Source organism: Shimia sp. R10_1 (assembly GCF_017744095.1).
Taxonomy (GTDB): domain Bacteria; phylum Pseudomonadota; class Alphaproteobacteria; order Rhodobacterales; family Rhodobacteraceae; genus Shimia.
In genome coordinates, this window is sequence record NZ_JAGHQX010000008.1 from 93,747 (window position 1) to 111,509 (window position 17,763).

Consider the following 17,763-nt stretch of genomic DNA (forward strand, 5'->3'; position numbering starts at 1 on the left):
CTTAGGTGTCCGTCCCAAACAGGTCGGCTTGCACCCAGGTGTCAGAGCGGTCTGCGCGCAGATCTGCGTGCAGGGCGCGACCCCGGCGCAGCGCGGGGCGATCCCACAGGGTTTTGAGCCAGCGCGCCATATGGGGTTTGTCTTCAAGGGTTTGTTCCTGCCCTTCCCAGAGCGAGGCCCAGCCCCAGATCGCCATATCCGCAATCGAGTAGAAATCTCCGGCGACATATTCATGCTCCGCCAGACGCCGGTCGAGCACGCCATAAAGCCGCGCGGCCTCGGCGCGATAGCGATCCTTGGCATAGGCAATGTCTTCAGGCGCGTATTTGAGGAAGTGGTGGGTCTGTCCGGCCATGGGGCCAAGTCCGCCCATCTGCCACATCAGCCATTCTTCCACCGCGATCCGGTCGCGTTCGCTCTGTCCCATGAACTGGCCGGTTTTTCGGGCGAGATAGGTCAGGATCGCGCCGCTTTCAAACACGGAAACAGGTTTGCCATCCGGGCCGTCCGGGTCGACAATTGCGGGCATCCGATTGTTTGGCGCAATGCGCAGGAAATCGGGCGCAAACTGATCGCCTTTGCCGATGTTGATCAGATGGGTCGCATAGGGCAGCCCCATCTCCTCCAGCGCGATGGAGATTTTCCAGCCGTTTGGTGTGGGCCAGTAGTAAAGATCAATCGAGTCAGATGACATGGGTGCCCCTCCTGAGATGTGCGCCATGATGCCGGTTTCGCGCGGTGCCGCAAGAGGGGGACTGCGATCTCTTAATAGTCCACATATCCTCAAGCAAATGTGACCGCAGCGCTGCAGCCTTGACCTTTATAGAGCTGAGGCGTAAAGCGCGGGCGTGGCGATTTGTTACCGGATTGCGGGCCACGTAAAACATGCCGCTAAAGAGGTCAGGATGAAGGAGCCCCCTTCCGCTTGGCCGGAACGGGGCTTTTTATTTGGGCCAACCAGAGACGGCCCGGGAGATGATGACATGAGCGATTGGAACAAACGCACGAAGCTTGTGCACGGCGGCACGCGGCGCAGCCAGTATAACGAGGTGAGCGAGGCGATCTTCCTCACCCAAGGGTTTGTCTACGAGACCGCAGAGCAGGCTGAGGCGCGCTTTATCGAAACCGGACCGGATGAGTTCATCTACGCGCGCTATGGCAACCCGACGGTTGCGATGTTTGAAGAGCGTATTGCCGCGCTGGAAGGGGCAGAGGACGCCTTTGCCACCGCAAGCGGCATGGCAGCAGTCAGCGGTGCGCTGACTTCGATGTTGCAAGCTGGTGACCACGTTGTTTCCGCCAAAGCGCTGTTTGGCTCCTGTCTCTATATTCTTGAGAACATCCTCACCCGCTACGGCGTTGAGGTGACCTTTGTGGATGGCACCGATCTCGCGGCCTGGAAGGCGGCGATGCGGCCCAATACCAAGGCGGTGTTCTTTGAAAGTATGTCCAACCCGACACTTGAGGTGATCAACGTCACCGCCGTGGCGCAGATCGCCCATGAGGTCGGCGCTCTGGTTGTGGTGGACAATGTGTTCTCCACACCTGTGTTCAGCCGCGCGATCGAGCAGGGCGCTGATGTGGTGATCTATTCCGCCACCAAACACATCGACGGGCAGGGCCGCGCGCTGGGCGGTGTGGTGCTTGGCACCAAGAATTTCATCCGCGGCACGCTTGAGCCCTACATGAAGCATACCGGTGGCAGCATGAGCCCGTTCAATGCCTGGGTGATGCTCAAAGGACTTGAGACCATTGACCTGCGTGTGCGCGCGCAGGCCGAAAGTGCGCTTGCCATTGCCGAAGCACTCGAAGGCCATCCTGCGTTGGCACGCACCATTTATCCGGGTCTGGCAAGCCACGCGCAGGCGGCATTGGTTCAGAAGCAGCTGGATGGAAAAGGCGGCACAGTCCTGTCGCTCGATCTGAAAGGTGGTCAGCACGCAGCGTTTAAATTCCTAAACGCGCTGGAAATTGCTGTGATCTCAAATAACCTCGGGGATGCAAAATCCATTGCAACCCACCCGGCGACCACCACGCATCAACGTCTGTCTGATGCGCAAAAAGATGAGTTGGGTATCACGCCGGGTCTGGTGCGTTTCTCTGTAGGACTTGAGGATACACAAGACCTGATTGCCGATATTTCCAACGCACTTGAAGCGGCCCAAAGATAAGCCCATTTACGCTTTATGCGAGAGCGGCGCCTGGGGCAAAGGCTCGGGCGCCGCTTTTTTGTATGACTTACAAAAGATGAACCAAGATGCCGCTTTACGCGTATTTGAATTCGAAATTAGCTATTTTTTCTCTGACAGATTAAGGTAGTCAGGGTCAGGACGCAAAGGGTGCTTGGTCATGAACATTCAGTCTCCCAAGAATGACGGGAACGTGACGCTTGAAGAAGCAGAAGATGCACTGGCCCGTCTCAGGGCTTGGGCGCAGACTGCGTCTGTGACTGAGATTGCAGAACTCGATCCTGCCATTTCCCGTCTTCTGCCGGATCAGCCTTTGGTTAATTACCCGTCGCTTTCACGCGAATATCCGCATGATTTTGAGGCGACACCTGACTATCGCGCAACCCTGCCGGATCTGCAGAATGGCCCCTCCAGCCTGATCAAAGGTGAGAAGCAACAGATCCAGCACGTCGGGATTTCCAATTTCCGCCTTCCGATCCGCTTCCATACTCGCGACAACGGCGACATCACCCTGGAAACCAGCGTGACCGGCACGGTGAGCCTTGAGGCCGATAAAAAGGGCATCAACATGTCCCGGATCATGCGCTCGTTTTATAAACACGCTGAGAAAACCTTCAGCTTTTCGGTGATGGAGGCCGCGCTGGCGGATTACATCACCGATCTGGAGAGCTTTGACGCCCGTCTTCAGATGCGGTTCTCCTATCCGATGAAGATCGAATCGCTCCGCTCTGGTCTGGCGGGGTATCAGTACTATGACATCGCGCTGGAGAAGGTTCAGCACGGCGGCACAATGCACAAGATCATGCATCTGGACTATGTTTATTCTTCGACATGTCCGTGTTCGCTGGAGTTAAGCGAACATGCGCGGATGTCGCGTGGCCAGCTTGCCACACCGCACTCGCAGCGTTCCGTGGCGCGGATCTCTGTCGAAGTCGTGGATCAGCCAAAACTCTGGTTTGAGGACCTGATCGACCTTGCGCGCGCAGCGGTGCCAACCGAGACGCAGGTGATGGTCAAGCGCGAGGATGAGCAGGCATTCGCGGAGTTGAACGCTGCCAATCCAATCTTTGTGGAGGATGCCGCGCGCCTATTCTGTGAGCAGCTCAAGGCGGATCCGCGCATCGGTGACTTCCGTGTGATTGCCAGCCATCAGGAAAGCCTACACAGCCATGATGCGGTGTCTGTATTGACGGATGGCCCACTGTTTGCGTCATACAGCTTGGATCCTAAACTGTTCACAACGCTGTTCCACGTAGGCTAGCAGCAAACAATCTATCCGCTCACTGCCTTTGCGTCGCTTGCTGAGTTTCCTGCGTCGGCAGCGGGACCGTTTTCATCGCTCTGTTGTATCCTGCTTGACAGCGGAGGTGGCAACCGCCAACGCTGCGCGCATGCTTGATCTACGACCTGTTGGATACGTCATTGGCCTTCTTGTGGCTATTTTGGGTGCGACAATGTTTGTCCCCATGGCGCTTGATATTGCTGATGGCACACCGCATTGGGAAGCCTTCTTTCTGAGTGGTGCGATCACGTGTTTGACGGGCGTGTTGGTGGCGTTGTGCTGTCACAATGGTCGCGGCAACGGGCTGACGTTGCAGCAAACCTTTCTCCTGACGACAGGGGTTTGGCTTGCCTTGCCAATGTTTGGCGCGCTTCCTTTTATTTTGGGAGCCACTGAGGCACGGGTCGTTGATGCCTTTTTTGAGTCAATGAGCGGTCTCACCACCACGGGAGCCACAGTTTTTTCGGGACTGGAAGAGCTTCCGCGCGGCATGTTGCTTTGGCGTGGATTGCTTCAGTGGCTTGGCGGTATCGGGATCATTGTGGTTGCGATGGTTTTTTTGCCGGAACTTCGTGTGGGCGGCATGCAGATCTTTCGATCTGAAGGTTTTGACACGATGGGTAAAATTCTGCCACGGGCAACGGCGATTTCCGGCCAAATTTCAACTATTTACGCTGGCCTGACTTTGGCATGCATGTTGGCGTATGTGGTGGTCGGAATGGCGCCTTTTGATGCGCTCGTACACGCGCTGACCACAATATCTACCGGTGGGTTTTCCACCTATGACGCATCGTTCGGCGCCTTTTCAGGCCCCTTGGAATATGTCGCAACGCTGTTCATGATCCTCTCTGCTTTGCCGTTTGTGCGCTACGTTCAATTGGTGAACGGCCACACCAGACCTCTGCTGAATGACAGTCAGGTGCGTTTGTTCTTGGTCACGATTGCGATCCTTGTGGTGCTGTTCACGATCATTCTAACAACCGTTTTTCCGCATCATTGGGAAAGCGCCTTTCGCGAGGCGCTGTTTAACATCACCTCCATTATTTCGGGCACGGGGTATGCGAGTGTAGACTACATGACCTGGGGATCTTTCATTGTTGCCATGTTCTTTTTCATCGGGCTGATCGGCGGCTGCGCGGGCTCTACAGCCTGCTCGATCAAGATCTTCCGCTACCAACTGCTTTTCTCCGCGATCCGGGTGCAGTTGCGCCGCATTCAGCACCCTTCCGGGGTCTTCATCCTGAGCTACCAAGGCCGCAAGGTGGATGAAGAGGCGCTGAATTCTGTGATGACCTTCTTTGTCTTCTTCACCGTGAGCCTTGGGGCGTTGGCTGTGCTTCTGAGCATGACAGGACTTGATTTTGTCACCTCCCTATCAGGCGCCGCCTCTGCGATTGCCAACATCGGGCCAGGGCTTGGCGACATCATCGGGCCAGCGGGCAACTTCTCATCTCTCAATGACACGGCCAAATGGCTTCTGTCGGCTGGCATGTTGCTTGGCCGTTTGGAACTCTTGGCGGTGTTTGTTCTCTTTACTGTTCAATTCTGGAGGGCCTGATGGCAACGACCGGGCAGGAGATGCGCCCCTTGGGGGCGCAGATTTCGCACATGTTGAAAGCGCGTGGCGTGGATGTGATTTTTGGCATCCCCGGTGTGCACAATGTGGAGATGTACCGCGGGATTGAGGAGGCGGGCATCACCCACGTGTTGGCGCGCCATGAACAGGGCGCGGGCTTTATGGCCGACGGATATGCCCGTGCAAGCGGCAAGCCGGGGGTGGCCTATGTGATCACCGGTCCGGGGCTTTGCAACATTCTGACCCCCCTTGGTCAGGCTTATTCTGATAGCGTGTCGGTACTGACCCTGTCGAGCTGTCTGGACGAACACGTCGGTCATCGCGGGCAGCTCCACCAAATGCGCGATCAGCGCGGCGCGGCTGCTACTGTGTGTGACTGGTCTGAAGAGGCGCGCACAGCCCGCGCCGCTTATGATCTGATCGACCGCGCCTTTGTGGAATTTGCCAGCAAACGGCAGCGCCCCAAACACATTCAGGTGCCGATTGGTTTGCTGGGCAGTATGGCGGTTGAGGCAAGCGCGTGTGCGCTTGGTGCCAATGCCGCATTCTCCAGCGCGTCTGGCGTACTAGATCTCACGGTGTTGGCGGATAGGCTGACAGCCGCGCGCAAACCGCTCTTTGTTTTTGGGGGCGGGCTGGTGGCGCATGGGGAGCATGCGCGCAATGCCACCGTCGATGCTGCCGTGCGTGAGCTGCTACAGCGCAGCGGTGCAGCGGCGTTCATGACCTACGCGGGTTGTGGCCTGCTGTCAGCGGACGAGTCTCTCAGCTTTGGCACCTATCTCGGCCGGGGCGAAAGCGAGCGCATCATTGGTGGCGCGGATCTGGTTATTGCCATTGGGACGGAGCTGTCTGAATGTGACCTGTGGCGCGATGCATTGGGCCATCAGGGTACGCTGGTGCGCGTCGATATCGACCCTGAAGTACTGGCAGATCGCCACCGCGCTGACATCGCTGTTCAATGTGATGGCAAGCAATTTGTTGACGCATTGCTGACTACCTTGCCTGAGGCATCCGCAACGCCCAAGTGGGATGTCGCAGAGATCGCCAAAACCAAGGCCCGCTTCCGCGCTGAAACGGATGCAGAGCGTCCCGGAATTGCAGAGATCTGCGATGCGCTTGGCGATGTGATGCCAGATGAGGCGATGATCTATTCGGATATGACTCAGTTTGCCTATGTTGCCAAAGAGGTATGGAACATGCCTCGCTCTGGGTATTGGCATCATCCCACCGGCTTTGGGACGCTGGGATATGCGCTGCCTGCCTCGATTGGCGGCGCAATGGGGCGCCCTGGCAAACCCACGGTCTGCATCGCAGGCGACTATGGCTTTCAGTACACCGTACAGGAACTTGGCACCGCCGTAGAGATGAAGCTGCCGATCCCGATCCTTCTGTGGGACAACCACAAGCTCAAAGAGATCGAAGACAGCATGGTCGAAAGCCAGATCGCCCCGAATGCGGTGATCGCGCACAATCCGAATTTCTGTCAGCTCGCGGAAAGCTATGGCTGTCTGGCGCAGGAACCCGCTTCGCTCAAAGAGCTGCAGCAGGCTTTGATCGAGGCGTTTGAAGCAGATCGTCCAACCCTGATCCGCATGACAGCCGCATTGTCCGCACGCTAGGAGAGACGTTGGCCAACAAAAAAGGCGGCTCCACTTGGGGCCGCCTTTTTGCATAATGGGGCAGTGCTTACCAGCAGCTGACCAATACGGTCATGTCGCTGGCGCGTTTGCTGAGATCCTCTGGTGCGAGGCTTTGGGCGCTGCTTGCCAGACCTGCGTTGATGCCTTCCTGCGCCAGCAAGGCGCGGAGCGCGTCCGAGTTGACTGCAAAGTTTACGTCACTTGGCAGCTGCTGGGCGCTCTGCGCATCTCGCGGCAGGAGCATGCCAAAAACCGCGCCGCCTGCGTCAAACACCGGGCCACCCCAGTCGCCGGGCTCGATCTCAAGCGCCAACCGTGCCAGTTCGCGTTCTCCACGCAATCCCTTCACGTCGGCAAGCTTGCCAAAGGTCACGGTGGGTGCCCCCAGCGCGCCTTCAAAAGAGTAGCCAGCCACAGCCACATCGGATTGTATGCGTGGTGCGCCGTCGCGCAGCGCAGCCACATCAATCGGCGCCAGCGGGCTCATGGGGGCAAGAATGGCAACGCCAAGCGCCTCATCCAATACGGCGACCTTGGCGTCGTAGTCTTCTTCGAGGGTGATCTTGGAGCAGCTCTGCACCGCCTCCGCAGTGGTCAGAACATGGCCGTTGCGGTCAATAAAGAAGCCAGATCGCGATTGCTTGGGTTTACGGATCTGAAGGCCTGCTAGCAGGTCGATATCCTGGGCAGCACTGTCTCCCGCTGCGGGGTCCAGAGTGCCGCCAAGGCGGGTGAAGCTTGCGCGCATCTCGTCCAGAATACGGGTGCGGCGCTCTTCATCGCCGTTGGGCCAGACCAGTGTGAAGCCTTTGACTTCGCCGTCCTCCAGCGACACCTCTGTATGGCTGATCATCTGACGGTTCTGACCGGTCAAAACGAAGCTGTTTTTCTTGCCCTCGCGTGGGCCGTTGAGCGGCACAATTTCCAGCGTTTGCATGATGTCATAGAGGCCAAACAGCGTGTTTTGATCGCCTGCCTGACTGATGAGCAGCACCTTCGCAGGGCCGTTTGCCGCCTCATATTGCACAAACGGGTATTCCGCATTTGTCTTGGACACGGCGCCCAATGGCACCAACATTTCAATGCCCGCATCCAGATCACGTACCACCTGCAGGTCCATACCTTCCAGCACCGCGTAGTATTGTTGGCGCAGCGTGTCGCGCTGAAGCGTGGTCAGAACGCCAGTTGCGTCAAAGCCGTTGTCTGCTTGCCAATTTGACATAGAGGCGCGGGTGCCACGGCCAAAAGCTCCGTCAATTGCGGAGTTGTAGTAACCAGCCCACTGCAGCCACTCCTGAAGGCGCATCTTTTCTGCGCGGGTCAGCTGGGCTTCGCTGGCGCGGGCTTGGCCCACGGTTTCATCCGGCAGCTGCTGCACCACAGGCTGTGTGAGCTCAGGAGCGGCTTCAACCGGTTGCTCGGTGATCTCAACGCTGGCGCTCTGCTCCGGCTGCGCGCCCGGCGTGATGCTTTCCGGGTTGGTCAGCAGATTTGCCCCCACAGGCCAGAACTGGCTGCGATAGTCGCGGGACAGGGCGATGTAGCTGTCAATCGGGATCAATCCTTCGGAACGATACACACGCAGCACGTTTTCGGCGTCTGCGCGGTTGTAAGGGCCGAGCGCAACTGCATACCAGCCACCGCCCAGCGAGAAGCCATTCACATCATCCATCCGTTGCGCGTAGCTTCGAATATTGGCGCTTGCTTCTGTCAGGCTTGGGCGGGCTTCCAGCTGGACCCAAACAACGTCATCTTGCAAAGACTGTGCAAAAACGGCGGTAACGCTAAAAAAAATAGCCGCAAACAGCGACAAAACAGTGCGCAACATAGTGGTGGTCGTCCCTAAAACTCTGATCATCTTCAATTATGGGGTCTGTTTATCAGTTTCTATCACTCTTGCACCTCTATTTTAGCGCAAGCTGCAATTGACCCCGGCAAGGGTTGCGCATAAGCAAGAGCCGCGTTTGTAAGGGGCACAAAAATGGCACATAACGACAGCAAACCTCGTAGCTTTCAAGAAATCATCCTGCGGCTTCAGAACTACTGGGCTCAAAAAGGCTGTGCCATTATGCAACCTTATGACATGGAGGTTGGGGCAGGGACCTTTCACCCAGCCACCACATTGCGCTCGTTGGGCACCAAGGCATGGGCAGCGGCCTATGTACAGCCGTCACGTCGCCCAACAGATGGCCGCTACGGTGAAAACCCGAACCGCCTGCAGCACTACTACCAGTATCAGGTGCTGATCAAACCCAGCCCGCCCAACTTGCAAGAGCTTTACCTCGGCAGCCTTGAGGCCATCGGCATTGACATGGAGATGCACGACATCCGCTTTGTTGAGGATGACTGGGAAAGCCCGACCCTGGGCGCTTGGGGCCTCGGCTGGGAAGTCTGGTGTGACGGTATGGAAGTCAGCCAGTTTACCTATTTCCAGCAGGTTGGGGGCCATGACTGCCACCCCGTTTCTGGTGAGCTCACCTACGGTCTGGAGCGTCTGGCGATGTATGTCCTTGGCGTGGACCACGTAATGGACATGCCGTTTAATGATCCCCAGACCGACATCGCCCTTACCTATGGGGATGTGTTCAAGCAGACCGAGCAGGAATACAGCCGCTGGAACTTCGACGTGGCCAACACCGAAGTGCTGCTCAAGCAGTTTGAAGAAGCTGAGGCCGAGTGTGAGAAGATCCTCGCGCAGGAACATATCGATCCCAAAACCGGCAAGCGCATCATCATGGCGCACCCGGCTTATGATCAGTGCATCAAAGCCTCTCACCTGTTCAACTTGCTGGATGCGCGTGGGGTGATTTCGGTCACAGAGCGTCAGGCCTATATCGGCCGTGTGCGTGCGCTGGCCAAGCAATGCGCGGACGCATTTGTGCAGACAGAGGCGGGTGGCTACGCGGCGTGAGGCCTATGCTAGGCAAAGCCCGGCAACAGCACCTTCGCGCCGTCCGCGACCATTTCAATCGCGATGGCGATCAGGATCAGCCCCATAAGGCGCGTCATGATGGTGCGCGCTGTGGCGCTGAGATGCTTTCCGATATTGCCTGCAAACAGGAACACCACCGCAAGAAGCCCGACCACCAGCGCAACGCAGGCCGCGTAAATCGCCCAGCCTGTCGCGCCATTGGCCTGATGGGCATAGAGAATCAGCGTGGTCATCGTGCCGGGGCCCACCAGCATGGGGAACGTCATCGGATAGAACGCGATGCTTTCCACCGGCGCCTTGGCCACGGCAGCCTGCTCATGTTCTGTGCCGTGATGCGCGCTGCTGTTGTTGCCGTTCAGCATGTGAAAACCGATCTGCAGCAGCACGAGCCCACCCGCGACCCGAAAAGCGTCCACCGAAATGCCAAAGAAATCGAGGATCGCGGCGCCCGCCACGGCCACAATCGAACAGGCAATGCTGGTGTAGAGCACCACCTGAAGCGCGGTTTTGCGCTGCGCAGGGAGCGCAAGTTCCTCCGTCAGGCTCAGGAAAATCGGCAGATTTACAAACGGGTTCATGACCGCAAAAAGGGCCCCGAACATGGCCACGGCAAAGCTATCGGGCATCACAATCTCTTGGTAGGTTCAAATCAACTCAATCACTTGGCTTTGACTGTGCGCCGCGCAGCGGTTTCGCGCAACATAAGCCTGACGGAAATTCAGGGGGCAACCGCATGACGGGCAAATTGCTGGGAGGTGTGATCGTGCTGACAGCTTTGGTGGGCGGGATCGCCATGTATTGGCTGCAAATCTATGGCTACTATGACGAGGTGCGCGTGTCTGATCTCAAAGATGACGTGCAGCTTACATTGCTGGTGACCGAGCAGCCCGAACCGATCCTGTATGAGAATTTCAGGGCTATCGACAGCGAAAGCTCGCCGATCCGCTACCGCGCCTGTTTCACCACCACCATGAGCGCGCCGCTGTTGACAGAAACCTACATGCTCCTGGAGACGGCCGAACCGCGCAATGCGCCGGGCTGGTTTGACTGTTTTGACGCCAAAGAGATCGGCGCAGCGCTGGAAAGTGGTGAGGCGCTCGCATTTTTGGGTGAAAAAGAGGTTCAGTACGGGATCGACCGCATCGTTGCCGTTTTGCCCGATGGGCGTGGATTTGCCTGGAACGAAATCAACGATTGCGGAGAGATCGCTTTTGACGGCAAACCGCTCCCCACGCATTGCCCACAAAAACAGTAGGAGCAGCCCGCCGTGTCTGATGTTCTGGTTTTTCCCGAGTTTATCACCTCGACACTTGGTTTGGCAGTCTACTTATTGGGCGCACGCCTGACGCGTGAGGTGGCCTTTCTTCGTGAATTCAACATCCCGGAACCAGTGACAGGCGGCTTGATCGCGTCGACACTGTTTGCGGTATACAGCGGTGTTTCAGGTCAGTCTCTTGAGTTTGAAGTGGCTGCAAGAGACTATCTGCTAGTGCTGTTTTTCGCCGGTATCGGCTTGAACGCGCGTCTGTCTGACCTCTTGCTTGGGGGGCGCATGCTGGGTCTTTTGTTGGTGATGACCCTTGGTGCGATCCTCGTCCAGAATTCTGTTGGCATTGCTGGGGCACATCTTTTTGGTATGCCTGCACAAAGCGGCGTATTGATGGGGTCTGCATCACTGATTGGCGGGCATGGCACGGCCATTGCGTGGGCCCCAAATGTTGCCGAGGCCACAGGCCTGGAAAGTTCGGCTGAGCTTGGCGTGGCGATGGCGACACTTGGTCTTATCGCGGCATCTTTGATCGGTGGCCCTATCGCAAAGCACCTCATTGCGCGTCACAATCTTAGCCCCAGTCGCCCGGATGACGGGGATGTGATTGGGGTGTCGTATGATGATGCCAACGATCGGCTTGAAATCACCCACGTAAGCCTCATGCGGGTGATGCTTGCGCTGCACATGGCGATCATTTTCGGCTACATTCTTCATGGTGTGCTGAGCGACCTGGGCTTGATGCTGCCGCTATTTGTGCCTTGTTTGATATGCGGGATTGCTATCGCCAATACCAAAGACTGGCTTGCGGCCAAATCCCCGGCCGTTGCGCGGACACCCAGCCTCGCCATCGTTTCAGAGTTTGCACTCGGTACGTTTTTGGCGATTTCCTTGATGACGATGGATTTTTCGACATTGAACGATGCCGGTTTGGCCATTATCGCAACGCTTCTGCTCCAGACGGTTTGCACCGTCGCGCTCGTTGTCTTTGTCTTGTTCTTTGCGCTGGGGCGCACCTACACAGCCGCTGTCTTGGCCGCTGGCTTTGCGGGATTTTCGCTTGGCGCGACCCCCACGGCCATTGCCAATATGACCGCTGTGACCAAGAGATATGGCCCAGCCCCGATCGCTTTTGTCGTTTTGCCCTTGGTTTCGGCGTTTTTCGTCGATATTGCCAACGCGATAGTTATTCAGACCATCGTGAACTTCTAAGGATCCGTCATGCCAGATCTTCTGATCGAACTTTTTTCTGAGGAAATCCCCGCACGTATGCAGGCGCGGGCTGCTGAAGACCTGAAAAAGAAAGTGACGGATGGTCTGGTCGAGGCCGGTTTGACCTATGCCCATGCACGTGCCTATTCCACGCCGCGCCGTCTGACACTCGCGCTGGAAGGCCTGCTGGCCGAGAGCCCGACCGTCAATGAAGAGCGCAAAGGCCCCAAAGTAGGCGCGCCTGACAAAGCAATCGAAGGCTTCTTGCGCGGCGCAGGTATGGCACGTGAAGATCTGGAAGAGCGCGAGACCCCGAAAGGTGCGGTCTACTTTGCAACCATCACCAAGCCGGGCCGTCCGGCGGCAGAGATCGTGGCAGAGGTGCTCGAAGACACCATTCGCAATTTCCCTTGGCCCAAATCCATGCGCTGGGGCGCAGGCAGTCTGCGTTGGGTGCGCCCGCTGCATTCGATCCTGTGCATTCTGTCCGCTGAGGAAGGCCACAGCATTGTGCCGCTCGACATCGATGGAATCACCTCTGGTGACACCACCGAAGGCCACCGCTTCATGGGCGAGGGCCGTTTTGCCGTGACCAGCTTTGAGGACTATGAGGTCAAGCTCAAGCGCAGCAAAGTGGTTCTGAACGCCGAAGAGCGCGCCGAGACCATCTGGAACGACGCCATCAACATGGCCTTTGCCCAAGGTCTCGAAGTGGTGGAAGACAAAGGCCTTCTGGCCGAAGTGGCCGGTCTGGTTGAATGGCCGGTGGTCCTGATGGGCGACATCGCAGAGGATTTTCTCGGCCTGCCACCTGAGGTGCTGCAGACCTCGATGAAAGAGCACCAGAAGTTCTTCTCCGTGAAGAACCCGAAAACCGGCCGCATCGAAAAGTTTGTGACCGTTGCCAACCGTGAAACCAAAGACGACGGCGCCACCATTCTGGCGGGTAACCAGAAGGTGCTGTTTGCGCGCCTGAGCGATGCGAAATTCTTCTGGGAAAACGACGTGCGCACGGTGCAGGATCAGGGCTTTGAGCCTTGGGTTGAGAAGCTCGAAAACGTGACCTTCCACGCCCAGATCGGCAGCCAGGGTGCGCGCGTGATGCGGATTGCGGATCTCGCGACCACGCTGGCCCCATCGGTGAACGCAGATCCGATGTTGGCGCAGATGGCCGCGCAGGCCTGTAAAGCCGACCTGAGCTCGGAAATGGTTTATGAGTTTCCGGAACTTCAAGGCCTGATGGGGCGCTATTATGCGCAGGCGGCCGAGCTGCCTGCGGAAGTTGGTCAGGCCAGCGAAGAGCATTATTCCCCGCTGGGCCCATCCGATGACGTGCCAACCGCACCGGTGTCTGTGGCTGTGGCCATGGCGGACAAGCTCGACACGCTGTCGGGCTTCTGGGCGATTGACGAAAAACCAACTGGCTCCAAAGACCCGTTTGCCCTGCGCCGCGCGGCCTTGGGTGTGATCCGTCTGGTTCTGGAAAACGGTCTGCGCATCAATTTGCTGGACATCACGCAGACCAGCATTGCGGCTTTGTTGAAGGTCGATGACTGGGAAGCCGCATCCAAAGCGGCTGAGGGCGACGAAGCCAAGCACATGGAAATGCACGCCGAACAGGCGCGTGGCATTGCCAATGCTGCGCCTCAGGATCTGCTCACCTTCTTCCATGACCGTCTCAAGGTCTATCTGCGCGATCAGGGCATTCGCCACGACGTGATCGACGCCTGCATCGCGATGTCGGGCAATGATGATCTGGCGCTTCTGGTGGCCCGCGCCCGTGCGCTGCAGGATTTCATGTCCACCGAAGATGGCGAGAATCTGCTGCAGGGCTTTAAGCGCGCAAACAACATCCTGAGCCAGGCTGAAGAGAAGGACGGCGTGGAATATTCTTTTGGCGCAGATGTGAAATTTGCTGAGGACGGCAGCGAGAAGGCCCTCTTTGCCGCACTTGATGAGGCGGAAGGGGCGATCTCTTCGGCCATTGAGACCGAAGATTTCGCGTCAGCCATGTCAAACATGGCCTCCCTGCGTGCGCCGATTGATGCGTTCTTTGAAGCGGTGCAGGTCAACAGTGACAACGAAGTTGTGCGCCGCAACCGCCTCAATCTGCTGTCGCGCATCCGCACAATCTGTCTGCAGGCCGCAGACCTGACACGTGTGGAAGGCTAAGGCGTAGTTCTACGTGCGAGGCAGCAAAGGCTTGCCTCGCGCCCCATGCGGTTTATGCTGCGATGCGCAATGAATAGGTGCCGCAGTGCAGCAGAATGACTCGCATATCACCCTGATCACCCCCACAGCGCCCATGGCGCCTGCAACCCATGGCGGGCGGGCCAAATGCCTGCAGCGTCTGGTGCGGCTTGATCTGCCGGTGCCGACAACTGTCGCGCTGTCCTTTGATGCGGTGCATGGGCTTGCGGCGGGCGAACAGCCCGATATGGCGCAGGTGCTTGCCCCGTTTGAGGATGGGCAGTTGTTATGCGTGCGCCCAAGTTCCGAAGATCCTGATTGGGGCGGTCCCGGTGCGATCCTGAACATCGGCATGAACGATGAACAGCTTGCCTCTTTGAGCGAAACCATTGGCGCGGAAGCGGCGGCCAAACTCTATCTGAAATTCATTCAGTCCTATTCCACTCATGTGGCGCGGCTGGATCCCGACATCTTTGATGATCTGGACAACTCCGACCCCGACGCGGTTGCGGATTTTCTTGAAGCTTATGAGGATGAGGCCGAAGAGCCATTCCCGCAAGACCGCAGCGCACAGCTGATCGGGGTGTTGCGCTCCATGGCGCGCGCCTGGGAAGGCACCACCGCGCGGCTCTTGCGTCAGGCCAAAGGCGCGCCTGCGGATGCGGGGCTTGGCCTTGTGATTCAGGCGATGGCGCTGGGTGTTGGCCATGGCGAAAGCGGCAGCGGCGTGCTCCAGCTGGTGAACAGCGACACAGGTCTGCCGCAGGTCACCGGGCGCTACATGAGCCAGAGCCAGGGTCGGGACGCGATGAAATCCGGGGCAGGGGCGCTGTTTCTGCAAAAGGATGCGCGCGGTGCTTCTCTTGAGGAAAAGGTGCCGGACGCCTTTGCGCTGCTGACCGAATACGCCGGGCTGATGCGGGCCCGTCTGCGCGAAGAGATGCAGATCGAATTCACGCTGGAAAACGGCGAGATTCACATTCTGGACGGTGTGCGCGTGCACCGCAGCGCCCGCGCGGCGGTGCGCATTGCCGTGTCGCTGGCCGAAGACAAGATCATCTCGCGCGAAGAGGCGGTGATGCGGATCGAGCCGCGCGCGCTCAATGAACTCCTGCACCGTCAGGTCGACAGCGAAGCGGAGCGGGATGTGATCGGCAGCGGCATTGCCGCCAGCCCCGGCGCGGCCACCGGCCGGATCGTGTTCACCGCCGCAGAGGCGCAGGCCTGTGCCGCCCGCGGTGAGGCCTGTGTTCTGGTGCGCCGGGAGACAAACCCCGAGGACATTCGCGGCATGCACGCTGCCAGCGCCGCCTTAACCGAACGCGGCGGCATGACCAGCCACGCGGCGGTGATCGGGCGCGGGCTTGGTCTTCCCTGCGTGGTCGGGGCCACCTCTATGCGGTTTCAAATTCGCAAAAAGCGGATCATCGCAACCGATGGCCGGATTTTCCGCGAAGGCGATGTGATCACCGTGGATGGCACCACCGGCAACATTCTCGCTGGCGAGCCCAAAATGATGGAAGCCGCACTGGATGATGCCTTCCAAACGCTGATGAGCTGGGCCGATCTCAGCCGCGATATCGGCGTGCGCGCCAATGCGGACACCCCGGCAGACGCCACAACCGCGCTGATGTTTGAGGCTGAAGGCATCGGCCTCTGTCGCACCGAACATATGTTCTTTGAGGCGGACCAGCTGATTGCGATGCGCGAAGTGATCTTTGCCAACGCCCCCGCCGACCGCGCTGTGGCCTTGCAGGCCCTGCTGCCTATGCAGCGAGAGATGTTTGTCGAGCTGTTCAACATCATGGGCAAACGTCCGGTCTGCATCCGTCTGTTTGACCCGCCGCTGCATGAATTCCTGCCCACTGACCGTGCTGGCCTGCGCGATCTGGCCGAATCGCTCAATTTGCCGCTGTCTGATGTGACCCGCCGCGTGGAGGCGCTTGGGGAATACAACCCGATGTTGGGCATGCGGGGTGTGCGTCTGGGCATCACGGTGCCGGAAATTCTCGATATGCAGGCGCGCGCGATTTTTGAGGCGACGCTGGATGCCTGCGGCGACAACGAGCCTTTTGTGCCGGAAATCATGATCCCGCTGGTCTCGGCCAAGCGCGAAGTGGAACTGGTGAAAACCCGCATTGATGCGGTGGCCGCCGCCGTGCGCACCGAGCGCGCGCGCGATTTTGACTATCGCCTTGGCGTGATGGTGGAGACTCCGCGTGCCGCGCTGCGGGCCGAGGATATTGCGCAGCATTGCAACTTCTTCAGCTTCGGCACCAACGACCTCACGCAGATGACCTACGGATTGTCACGCGATGACGCCGGGCGCTTCATGAGCCCCTATGTGCAGCAGGGCGTCTTCCCCGAAGATCCGTTCCACACTTTGGATCAGGAAGGCGTGGGAGAATTGCTGCGTTTGGGGGCCGAACGCGGCCGCCGCGCGCAGCCCGATTTGACGCTCTCTGTGTGCGGCGAACATGGTGGCAGTCCCGAATCGATAGCCTTTTGCCGCGAGATCGGGCTCGACTATGTGTCTTGTTCCCCTTTCAGAGTGCCCGTCGCGCGGCTGGCTGCAGCGCAACTGGCGATCAAAGACAAAGTCCAGTAAAATAAGGGAATATTTATAAGAATTTCGCGCGAATCGATCTGGTCTCGCGACTGTGACATGTCGGCGTATGGACGGTTGGTTTATTTTTCGTTAAGAACGCCCCCGATTTAAAGCTGCCGGGGTCATATTCCCCAAACGAGGTCACCATGCGCTATCTGATTGCATCCTTCTTGGCTGCCGCCCTAACCGTGGGCAACAGCTACGCAGAGACGACTCCAGCAACCGAATCTACCTCAGATAAACCACGGCAATTGGTACTTTTTGATGGCAAAACTTTGCGCGACCTGTTCGCGCCAAAAGAAACACAACCTACGCAAATTCGCTATAGCCGGGCTTTCATCGATAGCTTGCCGAACGTGAAAACCGAAAAGCGCACAGATCAATGGCAATGCATGGCTGAAGCGCTGTACTTTGAAGCGCGTGGTGAAAGTGTGAAGGGGCAATTTGCTGTGGCCGAAGTGATTTTGAATCGCGCGGCGCATTCGGCATTCCCGGAGAGCGTTTGCGGTGTGATCAATCAGGGCACGGCGAGCGGGCGCAAATATCAATGCCAATTCACCTACAACTGTGATGGCTTGTCCGACAAAATCCGCGAGCATTCTGCTTACGAACGTGTCGGCAAGGTCGCTGATTTGCTTCTGAATGGCGCGCCCAAGGAACTCACCGCCGGTGCCACGCATTATCACACAAAGGCGGTTAATCCGCGTTGGGCGCGTGTTTACGAGCGCACCACAACCATAGGCGTCCATCATTTCTACCGGATGCCGACGAGGCTTTCTCAGAACTGACGTTTCTTTCGGTTTCGCGTGGTTTTGTGCCGTGTTTGCCCTATAGCCGGATGGCCTGAGGCCTGATAAAGGGCGG

The 17,763-nt window shown here is 58.0% G+C and carries 13 protein-coding genes and 1 riboswitch; of the genes, 10 read left to right on the forward strand and 3 right to left on the reverse strand.

What is annotated here, in order from left to right:
* Position 1: 1 nt before the first annotated feature.
* Positions 2 to 694, reverse strand: coding sequence for a glutathione S-transferase N-terminal domain-containing protein (locus J7413_RS15375; protein ID WP_209099785.1), 693 nt, complete (start codon positions 692 to 694; stop codon positions 2 to 4).
* 144 nt (positions 695 to 838) lie between these two features.
* Positions 839 to 916: riboswitch (SAM riboswitch) on the forward strand.
* Between the two features lie 67 nt (positions 917 to 983).
* Here J7413_RS15375 and metZ point away from each other — a divergent pair.
* The 4 genes from metZ (at position 984) to J7413_RS15395 (ending at position 6,669) form a co-directional block, all read left to right on the forward strand.
* Complete coding sequence (metZ, locus tag J7413_RS15380) at positions 984 to 2,171, forward strand: O-succinylhomoserine sulfhydrylase (RefSeq protein WP_209099787.1); 1,188 nt, start codon at positions 984 to 986, stop codon at positions 2,169 to 2,171.
* 178 nt (positions 2,172 to 2,349) lie between these two features.
* The gene (folE2, locus tag J7413_RS15385) at positions 2,350 to 3,450 is read left to right on the forward strand and encodes a GTP cyclohydrolase FolE2 (protein WP_209099789.1); all 1,101 of its coding nucleotides are present in this window, start codon (positions 2,350 to 2,352) and stop codon (positions 3,448 to 3,450) included.
* 130 nt (positions 3,451 to 3,580) lie between these two features.
* The gene (locus J7413_RS15390) at positions 3,581 to 5,029 is read left to right on the forward strand and encodes a TrkH family potassium uptake protein (RefSeq protein WP_209100037.1); all 1,449 of its coding nucleotides are present in this window, start codon (positions 3,581 to 3,583) and stop codon (positions 5,027 to 5,029) included.
* Positions 5,029 to 6,669 (forward strand): 5-guanidino-2-oxopentanoate decarboxylase, encoded by a 1,641-nt coding sequence (locus J7413_RS15395; RefSeq protein WP_247743561.1) that lies wholly within the window; start codon positions 5,029 to 5,031, stop codon positions 6,667 to 6,669. The genes J7413_RS15390 and J7413_RS15395 overlap by 1 nt, the downstream gene beginning before the upstream one ends.
* A gap of 67 nt (positions 6,670 to 6,736) precedes the next feature.
* Here J7413_RS15395 and J7413_RS15400 read toward each other — a convergent pair whose 3' ends face one another.
* Positions 6,737 to 8,518, reverse strand: a complete 1,782-nt coding sequence (locus tag J7413_RS15400) for a serine protease (protein ID WP_209099792.1) — start codon at positions 8,516 to 8,518, stop codon at positions 6,737 to 6,739.
* 153 nt (positions 8,519 to 8,671) lie between these two features.
* Here J7413_RS15400 and J7413_RS15405 point away from each other — a divergent pair, with 153 nt between their 5' ends.
* On the forward strand, positions 8,672 to 9,601 hold the full coding sequence (locus J7413_RS15405) for a glycine--tRNA ligase subunit alpha (protein WP_209099794.1): 930 nt from the start codon (positions 8,672 to 8,674) through the stop codon (positions 9,599 to 9,601).
* Positions 9,602 to 9,609: 8 nt separating this feature from the next.
* Here the strand turns inward: J7413_RS15405 and J7413_RS15410 are convergent, their stop codons facing one another.
* Entirely contained in the window at positions 9,610 to 10,248 is a 639-nt protein-coding gene (locus J7413_RS15410) for a MarC family protein (RefSeq protein WP_209099796.1), read from the reverse strand.
* A gap of 107 nt (positions 10,249 to 10,355) precedes the next feature.
* On the opposite strand from J7413_RS15410, the gene J7413_RS15415 reads away from it, so the two are divergent.
* The 5 genes from J7413_RS15415 to J7413_RS15435 all read left to right on the forward strand — a co-directional run bounded on the left by J7413_RS15415 (position 10,356) and on the right by J7413_RS15435 (position 17,687).
* A complete protein-coding gene (locus tag J7413_RS15415) occupies positions 10,356 to 10,877 on the forward strand; it encodes a DUF6446 family protein (RefSeq protein ID WP_209099798.1) in 522 nt (173 codons plus the stop codon).
* A 12-nt stretch (positions 10,878 to 10,889) separates the two neighbouring features.
* Positions 10,890 to 12,101 (forward strand): sodium/glutamate symporter, encoded by a 1,212-nt coding sequence (gene gltS / locus J7413_RS15420; protein ID WP_209099800.1) that lies wholly within the window; start codon positions 10,890 to 10,892, stop codon positions 12,099 to 12,101.
* 9 nt (positions 12,102 to 12,110) lie between these two features.
* Positions 12,111 to 14,273, forward strand: coding sequence for a glycine--tRNA ligase subunit beta (gene glyS / locus J7413_RS15425; protein WP_209099802.1), 2,163 nt, complete (start codon positions 12,111 to 12,113; stop codon positions 14,271 to 14,273).
* A gap of 133 nt (positions 14,274 to 14,406) precedes the next feature.
* Positions 14,407 to 16,899, forward strand: coding sequence for a putative PEP-binding protein (locus J7413_RS15430; protein ID WP_209100039.1), 2,493 nt, complete (start codon positions 14,407 to 14,409; stop codon positions 16,897 to 16,899).
* Between the two features lie 146 nt (positions 16,900 to 17,045).
* On the forward strand, positions 17,046 to 17,687 hold the full coding sequence (locus J7413_RS15435) for a cell wall hydrolase (RefSeq protein WP_209099804.1): 642 nt from the start codon (positions 17,046 to 17,048) through the stop codon (positions 17,685 to 17,687).
* The last annotated feature ends 76 nt before the right edge of the window (positions 17,688 to 17,763 follow it).